Annotated in this window: 5 protein-coding genes; all 5 read left to right on the forward strand. The window is 49.4% G+C overall.

Features of this window, described 5'->3' with window-relative positions:
* Positions 1-275: 275 nt before the first annotated feature.
* The gene (locus B4H10_RS04860) at positions 276-1,325 is read left to right on the forward strand and encodes an ADP-ribosylglycohydrolase family protein (RefSeq protein ID WP_059076174.1); all 1,050 of its coding nucleotides are present in this window, start codon (positions 276-278) and stop codon (positions 1,323-1,325) included.
* 185 nt (positions 1,326-1,510) lie between these two features.
* Positions 1,511-2,482, forward strand: a complete 972-nt coding sequence (locus B4H10_RS04865; RefSeq protein ID WP_059076173.1) for a 4Fe-4S cluster-binding domain-containing protein — start codon at positions 1,511-1,513, stop codon at positions 2,480-2,482.
* 127 nt (positions 2,483-2,609) lie between these two features.
* Positions 2,610-6,026 carry a PD-(D/E)XK nuclease family protein gene (locus B4H10_RS04870; protein ID WP_292018307.1) on the forward strand — a complete coding sequence of 1,139 codons (3,417 nt, stop codon included), beginning with the start codon at positions 2,610-2,612 and terminating at the stop codon, positions 6,024-6,026.
* On the forward strand, positions 6,010-9,690 hold the full coding sequence (addA, locus tag B4H10_RS04875) for a helicase-exonuclease AddAB subunit AddA (protein WP_292018308.1): 3,681 nt from the start codon (positions 6,010-6,012) through the stop codon (positions 9,688-9,690). Before B4H10_RS04870 ends, addA begins: the two co-directional genes overlap by 17 nt.
* A 9-nt stretch (positions 9,691-9,699) precedes the next feature.
* A partial coding sequence (locus B4H10_RS04880) for a serine dehydratase beta chain (RefSeq protein WP_292018309.1) occupies positions 9,700-9,942 on the forward strand: 243 nt, incomplete at its 3' end.

Consider the following 9,942-nt stretch of genomic DNA (forward strand, 5'->3'; position numbering starts at 1 on the left):
TCGCTATCCGCGAAGGCGGCCGTACAGTAGGCGCCGGCGTTGTTTCCGAAATCGAAGGCTGATAACCCCTGTATTACCTATGGGAAAAATAAAAAAGCATCTGCGACAATCGTTGCAGGTGCTTTTTTTTATTGCACAATGGATGATTAATCTGTTATAATAAAAGTATAATCTTATATAATATAATAATATCAATAAATTGTAAACCCATTTTATAATTATTTTACAACTATGGGATTGATAGCGAATCGAATATACGTGTTGGAGGTGTGAAAATGGATACATGTGACCGATTCCTGGGATGTATGCTTGGTGGTGCAGCAGGCGATGCATTAGGATATATCATCGAATTTGACGATTGGTATACTATCCGGAAAAAATTCGGGCCTTATGGATTGCGGACGATACTGCGGCTGGATGCCAATGGGAGAAAAGGCATCATCTCGGATGATACACAAATGTCTCTTTTCACTGCCGACGGACTACTTTGGGCTGCTCATGATGAATTGGCGCCAGAAGAAGGTCTGTACCGATCGTACATGCGTTGGTATTATACACAGACAAAGCAAGTCATTCAACCGGATCAGTCTGCCTGGATGACAAGGCAGGCCCATGAAAAAGAATGGGATTACGATATGATGGGGGAAGAAGATTTATATGCCCGGCGGGCACCGGGGAAAACCTGCCTGTCCGCTCTGGCGGGAAGTGGCCGGACAGACAGCCTCTATGCCGATAATGACAGTAAAGGCTGTGGTTCCATAATGCGTGCCGCTCCTGTGGGTTTGTTTTATGCAGGTGATCCGGAAAAGGCTTTTGACGTAGGTTGTCAGTCAGGGCGTCTGACTCATGGGAATCCTACGGGATATCTGGCAGCAGGAATGCTCAGCGCGTCCGTTTCCCTCCTCAGCCAGGGAAAGGAATTAGCCGATACACTGCCAGAAGTCATGCGGATATTACAAAAACATGAGCATTATGAAGGTGTAAAGCGAGCAGTTATCCGGGCCATCGATGAAGCCGTGACCGATAGGGAAGCCTGGCGGGCTATGAAACGGATCGGCAAAGGCTGGGTTGCTGAAGAAACGTATGCTCTGGCCATTTATTGCCTGTTAAAAACAGGGACGTTGAAAGATGCCGTCATTATGGCTTGTAATCAGGATGGAGACAGCGACTCGTGCGGATCAGTCTGCGGCAATATGGCAGGTGCTATGTACGGGGCTGATGCTGTGCCGCGCAGCTGGTCTCACAAATTGGAATGTGGCGGCCTCGTCACCAGCCTGGCCCAGAATCTCTATAAAATCCACGAAACAGCGAAACAGAAGAATTGAAAGTCGCTAAAATAATTCAAAAATAACATAATATGTGTCTAGTTAATTATTTGACGATATTGACATTTGTGTTATGATAGTAATAAGTGCCCATGCTTGTTGGATATCACTGAACAGTGTAAATTGGAATGCCCGTTTATTTGGCGCTCCCGGCTGGGTAAAATGAATTTGAGGCGAATAAGAACATGATACAGACGCAGGTGAATACTACTGCAAGCACAGTTAAGACAAGACATCCATACAAAACGCGTGAAGGCGGAGCGACTATTACTATTTTTGTTCCGTACAACTGCCGCAATCATTGTCCCTTCTGCATCAATAAAGAAGAATATTCCCATCCAGAAGGTTTTTCGGCAGAAAAGATATGTCATAGCATTGAAATGATGAATCAGATTACGCCCTATTGTGATTATGTGTTTACTGGTGGGGAACCGTTTGCCAATCTGGACTCTCTTCAGATGATGCTCGATAAGATTCCCACAACTCACAAGGTGTATATCAACACGACATTGCCCGTTTTTGAATTCCAGACGGAAGATGACATTGTCAATTTTACGAAACGCAATAAAGACAAGATTACATGTATCAATGTATCCCGGCATATGCAGCATTATGTCGTAGAATCCAATGATTCTCTGCTGAGTCGGCTGGCGGTTCCCTTCCGCATTAATTGCGTGCTTTACAAAAACTATCCAGCCCAGGAACTGGTACCGTATCTGGAACGGTTCTACAAAATTCCCGGCGCTTCTGTGCAGTTCCGTTTCGATTACACGGCGACGACTCCCGATAATCTGTATGATGAACAAGGTGACCGCATTCTCCATGATTTGAAACAGATTGCCACTTATACGGGCCTGGATGGGTGCCGCATGCGTTGTGGATTCCATTTTGATTATAAGGGAATGGAACTGACCTATCATAAGACGCTGCCGTATAGTACGATTGTGGAAACAGATCCTAAGACAGGAATTACCTATGATATATTGTACGATATCCTGATTAAGCAGAATGGAGATATCCATTCTGACTGGGATGGAACGCTCATGGATGTAGACGCGTACCGTAAGGTCGTATTTGAACCATATGACCTCAAATGGCTGCAGCGCAGCCGTCCTTCCCGGTTGTCCTTTGTCAAAACTGCTTGTGCCGCAATTTGAAAAATCCCGCTGTTATCTGAATGGTAGCAGCGGGCCTTTTCTTTTTCTCTACTAGGATTCACATGCAGAGTATGATAGAATATTTTATATGTATATTTGCAGTGAACACAGGAGAGGAGAGAGAGCTGTGGCAGTAACCGTCGTATTTGGCAGGGCCGGCAGCGGAAAGACTGCCCGATGCCTGGAAGAAATCAGGAATTGGTCGAAAGATGGCGGAAAGGCTGTTTTGCTCGTACCTGACCAGGCTACGTACAGTATGGAAAGACGGTTTGCATCCACCATGCCGGGTCATGGATTTATGGGAACCCAGATTTTTGGATTTTCCCGGCTGGCATTCCAGGTCTTTCAGGAACGGAACAAAGAACATGCGTCGTTATCTGAATTGAGCCGCAATATCGTACTACAGCGTCTTCTAAGGCAGCACGGCAATGTATTGACTGTCCTTCAGACTGCCGCCTCGCAACCTAATTTTGTGACGACTATGGGCCAGTTCCTCATGGAATGCCGCTCCTTCCGTATTACACCGGATATGCTGCGGAATGCGGCAGGGCTGATGAATCAGCTGACACTGTCACATAAATTGGAAGACATCGCTTCATTGTATGAAAAATACTTGGAATTTCTGGGAGAACATTTTGGAAATGCCGATGATACGATGACACTGCTGGCAAGGGAACTGCCCAACTATACGTTTATTCAGGGAGCACGGGTCTGGGTCGATGGATTTCAATGGTTCACGCCGCAGCAGTTGCAGATTCTGCTGGCAGCCGAAAAAGTGGCTGATTCGCTGACCATAACCTTGACAATGGATGCAGAACGTATTTCACAGCAGTCCCGCCATACGGCTTTGTATCACCGCCCCTGGGAAGTGTATCAGAGTCTTCTCCGCATTTTTCCCCATTTGGAAACAGAGAACCTGCCCAATCCGCCATGCAAGGGAATACGACAGTTTACCAGGCATTTCTTTCAGTCCGTTCCGGATACACAGGACGTGCCGGTTAAGGAACTCATTGTTTCAGAATGTTCTGATCGCGCGGCTGAAATGGACGCCATTGCCAGACGCATTGCCCGTCTCGTGCAATACGGATACCGGTACAGGGATTTTCTGATACTCACCCGGACTAGCAATATGTATGATGCGCTGGGAGAACGGATATGCAAGTCTTATGGTATACCGTGCTTTACTGATTATCGGCGTCCCATGGCATCTCACCCTGCCGCAGAGGCTGTTGCCGCTTTTCTGGCACTGCTACGGTCCCACTGGTCACACGAGACAGTGTTCCGCCTTCTCAAAACGGATTTATTTCCTCTGGACCGGCATGAAGTGGATATCCTGGAAAATTACTGTCTGGCCAGCGGTATCAGCAGCCGGCAGTGGCTGAGCAGCCGGGAATGGACCTATTACCCACAAAAATATATGAGCGATGATGTAAGTCAGCATCCGGAAATACAGGAACGACTGCATCAGGTCAATGAAGTGCGGCAGCGTGTTCAGCAGTATATACTTCCTTTCTGGCAGAAGGCACAGGGAGAAAAAAATTTGCGTGACTGGTGTACCCTTTTATTTACTTTTCTCCAGTCTATCCATGTTCCCGATACGCTGCGGCGTTGGAAGGAAGAAGATGAAGCAGTCCAGCGTATGACAGAAAGTAAAGAACATGAGCAGGTATGGAAAAAAATGCTGGCATTCATGGAAGAAATGACGGCCTTGTGCGGAGATGATGTGGTCAGTCTGGAAGAATTTTCCCAGATGGTGGAAGACGGCCTGAAGACGATGACGTTCAGCATTATTCCGCCGACACTGGATCATGTGACGATTACGTCAATCGAACGAGGGTATACCGGCAGTGGACGCATTGTGTTTTTATGTGGCATCAATGATGGGATTTTTCCTCAGCACAGCGGCGATGAGGGACTTCTAAGTGACGTAGAACGGCAAAGCATGACAGAGGCCGGCGTGACGTTGGGGCCGGGGAGCCGGTTCCGTTCCCTGCAGGAAAAATTCCTGTTTTATCTGGCGGCCACCCGGGCCAGAGAACGGCTATATATCAGTTACGCGCTGGCTGATGAGCAGGGCGAGGAGCTGACGCCGTCTTTGTGGATCCAGCAGTTGATAGATAAAGGATATATTGCTGGCCTTCGAAAGGAAAGCGGAGAAGCTTCTCCGGCATCGGCTGCGGAGTATATCGTCTCTATGCCAGCAGCGTTGAAATATCTGCCAGTTATGCTGCGTCCGGCTGTAGAAAATAAAAAAATAGATTCCGTATGGTGGTCCTTGTATGACTGGGCGTTGCTCCATGGATGGAAACAGGTAACCGTACGGGCTGTGCAGGGCTTGTTTTATCATAACCGGCCGGAGCGGCTTCCCTATGAAACCGTACGCCGCCTCTATGCTCCGGAAGGGAGGATTGTCGGTTCCGTTACCCGGTTTGAAAGTTACCGTCAGTGCCCGTTTGCGTATTTTTCGCAATATGGGCTGGGCCTTGCCGAACGGCCGGTGCAGCATTTTTCGGCACCAGATCTGGGAATGCTCGTCCATGAAGCACTGCGCCGTATTGGAGAAAAACTGCTCACCGAAGGACGGCAGTGGCAGCATTTGCAGGATGAGGAAATAGGGCCGCTGTGTACGTCCATTGTAGAAGAGTTATCGCCGAAGATACAAAACGATATTCTCATGTCCAATGCGTATTTTATTCAAATCCAGGGAAGACTGATCCAGGTTCTCATCCGGACAGTGCGGCGTTTGTGTGAATTCAATAAGTCTTATGATTTTCATACGACTGCCGTGGAAAAGGGATTTGGACAGGGGAAAAATGCCTGGAAGGCTTTGCAATTTACGCTGGACAATGGGCTGGAGGTCATCGTGACCGGACAGATTGACCGCATTGACACACTTCATGCAGACGATACGGATTTTGTCGTTGTCATCGATTATAAATCGGGCAGTACCGTACTGGATTTGCAGAAAATTTACATGGGACTGGAATTACAGCTCCTGACGTATATGGATATCGCCTTGAAAAACATAGGACCTCAGGCCGCCCCGGCAGCTGTACTGTATTGCTATGTGCGAAGCCGGAAACTTTCAGAAAATCATTTGCTCAGCCAGGAGGAAAAAATCCGGCTATACAATAAAGAAAACAAATTGAAGGGCTTTTATCTGGACAGTCCTGACGTTATCCGGTATATGGATACGGCTATGGACGCATCTTCGTCATTTCTTAATGTGCGGCTCAATAAGAACGGCAATCTGAGTACAGCCGGATATAATGTATTTCCCTATTCCTGGTGGCAGAAAGTGCTGAAGGTGGCTGAAAACAGGATTCATGCCATTGCTGAACAGATGGGCAGCGGCGATATTTCCATCCATCCGGTCCTCTTTGGAACACAGAGCCATTGCCAGTATTGTCCGTATCATCCGTTCTGCGCCTTTGATCCTCATACGCAGGACAACGCCTATGATGCGGCCGGTAAATTGAAAAAAAGCGATATTATTGTCCGCATTAATCAGGAAGGAGACGATGCGCATGGCATGGACTCATGAACAGCAGGAAGCAATCAACAGCCGGGGACAGACACTTCTATTGTCGGCAGCTGCCGGGAGCGGCAAGACGGCTGTCCTTGTAGAACGTATCATACGCCGTCTTCTGGATCAGATAGCCCCGGTGGACATAACGGAAATGCTGGTCGTCACGTTTACCAAAGCAGCTGCTGCCGAAATGAGGGAACGGATTGCAGCGGCACTGGCCAGTAAGCTGACTGAAGAAGATTCAGAAAGGGCGGAACGGCAGCTGGCACTCATGCCTTCTGCCCATATTTCTACTCTTCATTCTTTTTGTCAGGCCGTTATCCGGAGATATTTTTATAAAATTGATGTCGATCCCCGGTTTACCATTGCCGGAACGGAAGAATTAATCCTGCTGCAGCATCAGGTATTGGAGGATGTCTTTTTGTCTTATTATGAAGATCCGGATAAGGCTCAAATCCTCTATCCACTGGCGGAAATGTTTGGCGATGAACACGGCGATGACATCCTGATGGAAGAAATCATCCGTATATATCACTTTTCCCGCAGCCTGCCCTGGCCGGATGCCTGGCTGGACAAGGCTGTGGCCGATTATGCCGTGGCCGATGATGCCAGACTGGATGATCTTCCCTGGTGCCAGCCCATCAAAAAAAGGGCCCATAGTCAGATCAGCAGCATCCTGGAACGGTTACGGCAGATTTTACCCGGACTGGAGGCCCGGCCGGCACTGGAAAAAGGATATCAGCAAATACAAAATGAATATGTTATGTTGCAGTCGATTCAGGATAAGACTTCGTGGGAAGAACTGCGGCAGGCTGTACGGGCTGTCAATTATGACCGCCTTGCCAGTCTGCGTAAGCTGGACGAAGACGATAAAGAATTTTGGGAACAATGCAAAAAGGTACGCACGTCATGCAAGAAGCAGTTTACGGCCATGCGGGATATGTGGTTTGTGCCATCGGGCAGAGACTGGCTGGATGGATTGCGCAGCATGGAGCCGTATATTACAGGGCTGGTGCAGCTGACAAAAGATTTTGCCGAAGCTTACGGACAGGCAAAGAAGGAAAAAAGCTGGGTCGATTTCAATGACCTGGAACATTTTTGCCTGCAGATACTCCTGGACCCGGTTTCAACGCCGGAACATATTATCCGGTCTGATGCGGCAGAGGAATTGCGCCACACGTTTAAAGAAATCCTCATGGATGAATACCAGGATACAAACGGCGTCCAGGAAATGATAGCACGGCTGATAGCCTGCCCGGATAACCGTTTTATGGTTGGGGATATCAAACAGAGTATATACCGGTTCCGCCTGGCAGATCCTACATTATTTCTGGAAAAATACCGGGCGTACAGCCGGGATGACCGGGCGGAGCAGCGCTGCATTGACCTGGCCCGTAATTTCCGCAGCGACAGGCATATCCTGGAAGCCATCAACGACGTATTCAGCCGCATTATGACGACAGAGACAGCCGGTATGCCTTATGGTGAACGGGAACGGCTGTACGCCGGCCGTAAGGAATGCACCGACGATTCCTGGCTGGGCGGTACGGTAGAAGTCCGGTTACTCGATACAGGAGGAAGTGATGATACCGGTGCAGAGGATGATCAGCCATCAGAATTGGTTTCTGATGAGCTGGCCGGGGACGGGGAGGACGAACGTACGGCATTTGAAAAAGAGTGCCAGATGGTGGCCCGATGCCTGATAGACATGAAACATTCCGGTCAGTGTATCCAACGTAAAGATAGTTCCATGGAGCCCGTTTCCTGGCGCCATATGGTTGTGCTGCTCCGTTCACTGAAAAATAAAGCACAAGTCATGGCCCGGATTTTTCAGGAAGCGGGAATCCCCGTATATGCCGATGAAAGCGGCGGGTATTTTGCCGCTATAGAAGTACAGGTCATGCTGGCTTTGCTGCGATGCATCGATAACCCGGAACAGGATCTTCCCATGGCGGCAGTCCTCCGGTCACCGCTGGTCAAAATGGATGAGTCGGCCCTGGCCTGCCTTCATCTGACAGGAGACGGAACATTGTGGCAGAAACTGCCTGCATATGTACAAACGTTATCCGATGAGGATGCCACTCCATTACGGGATTTTATGCGGCATCTGGAACAGTGGCGGACGTTCAGCCGGCGCGCCAGTGTTGCCGAATTATTGCAGCGGCTGTATGAGGACACGGGGTATATCCATTTTGTCGGAGGTATGCCCGGCGGTGCCGTCCGGCAGGCTAATCTCCGGGCTCTGTATGAACGGGCCCGGCAATATGAAGAAGCGGGATATCGCGGATTATTCCGCTATCTGCAGCTCATCGACAAGATGCAGGAAGACGAGCTCGATCTGGCTCCGGCCAAAGTACTGGGAGAAGGGGAAGATGTTGTACGCATCATTTCCATCCACAAAAGTAAAGGATTGGAATTTCCTGTTGTCGTCGTAGCCGATATGGGGAAACAGTTCAATGAAACAGACATTTCCAAGGACATACTGCTCCATAAATCTTTAGGGATCGGCCTGCGGCAATTTGATACGGAATGGCGGATTTCTTATCCTGACTTCATTTGGAGCGGTCTGAGGGAACAACTAGCCTGGGAAGGACGGGCAGAAGAACAGCGCGTACTCTACGTTGCGATGACCCGGGCACGGGATAAACTGATCCTGACAGGTACTGTCAAAGATATGGGAAAAGCCTGGAAACACTGGCAAAAAGAAGGCAGTCCATCGGAAGGAAAGTCATATCTCGATTGGCTCATGCCTCTTTTTGCAGGGGCGGATCAGTGGAAACAGACCAATGAAAAGGTTATGGCGGGACTGGAAAGTGACGAAATGCACGGCCTTTGGCGCCTGGCTTTATATCACCAGATTCCGACTTTGGAAGAAGTGGCACCGGATATATCCCTTGATTCACCGTTGCAGCAGGTGCGCCGCGGTGAACCGGTAGGAGCCCTGATTCCCGGCTGGATGGAGCAAACCTTATCCTGGCACTATCCGTGGCCTAAAGCGACGGGGACAGCAGCCAAGTATTCTGTCTCTGAAATCAAAAGACAGTATCAACTCCAACACCAGGATGAATGGGAAGAAGAACGGGAACTGGCAGCGACGGGGGCCGGGGCAGACCGTGAGGAAGACGTGTTTGGCCGGCTGCCGGCATGGATGGATGGAAGGGAAGAGGAAGAAACGGGCGCCCGCCGTGGTACGATTGTTCATAAAATCATGCAGTATCTGGATATCAGGGCTGACATGAACCGGAACGATATAGATGCACAGCTCCGGTCCTGGCAGGCTCAGGAATTATTTACAGCAGAAGAAGTATCAATGGCCTATCTGCCGCCAATCCTTGCGTTTTGTCATTCGCCGCTCAGCCGGCGCATGGCGTCGTCAGACCGCATACTCCGGGAATATCCGTTCAGCATCCTCCTTCCTGCCGGCGGTCTCCTGCCGGACGCAGAACCGGGAGAGGAAATACTGGTGCAGGGCGTTATCGACTGTTTATTCCGGGAGGGTGATGGATGGGTATTGATTGATTATAAGACAGACCGTCTCGATGATGCGGACGCCTTTATCAAACGGTATGGCGTACAGATTTCTCTCTACAGGCAGGCTGTAGAAAAGATCAGTGGCCGTCCCGTACGGGAGGCCTATATGTATAGTTTCCGCCTGGGAACGGCGATTCGTGTAGAATAGGAGTATATCATGAGTGTATTTGATATTGTAGGGCCTGTCATGATTGGCCCTTCCAGCTCGCATACGGCCGGTGCTGCGCGTATCGGTCTCATGGCGAGGAATATATTAAAGGACGAACCGGTAAAGGCCATGATTACCGTATATGGGTCGTTTGCCAAGACTTATAAAGGCCATGGGACAGATAAGGCGCTGGTCGCCGGCCTCCTGGGTTTTTCAGCGGATGATACCCGGCTCCGGGACTCCTTTTCCATA

This window comes from Megasphaera sp. UBA4382, from assembly GCF_002391155.1.
Classification (GTDB): Bacteria; Bacillota; Negativicutes; order Veillonellales; family Megasphaeraceae; genus Megasphaera; species Megasphaera hexanoica.

What these genes read in the sequence shown, in the direction of transcription:
- B4H10_RS04860 (WP_059076174.1), top strand. Translation starts at nt 276, where the DNA reads ATGGATACATGTGACCGATTCCTGGGATGTATGCTTGGTGGTGCAGCA.
- B4H10_RS04865 (WP_059076173.1), top strand. Translation starts at nt 1,511, where the DNA reads ATGATACAGACGCAGGTGAATACTACTGCAAGCACAGTTAAGACAAGA.
- addA (WP_292018308.1), top strand. Translation starts at nt 6,010, where the DNA reads ATGGCATGGACTCATGAACAGCAGGAAGCAATCAACAGCCGGGGACAG.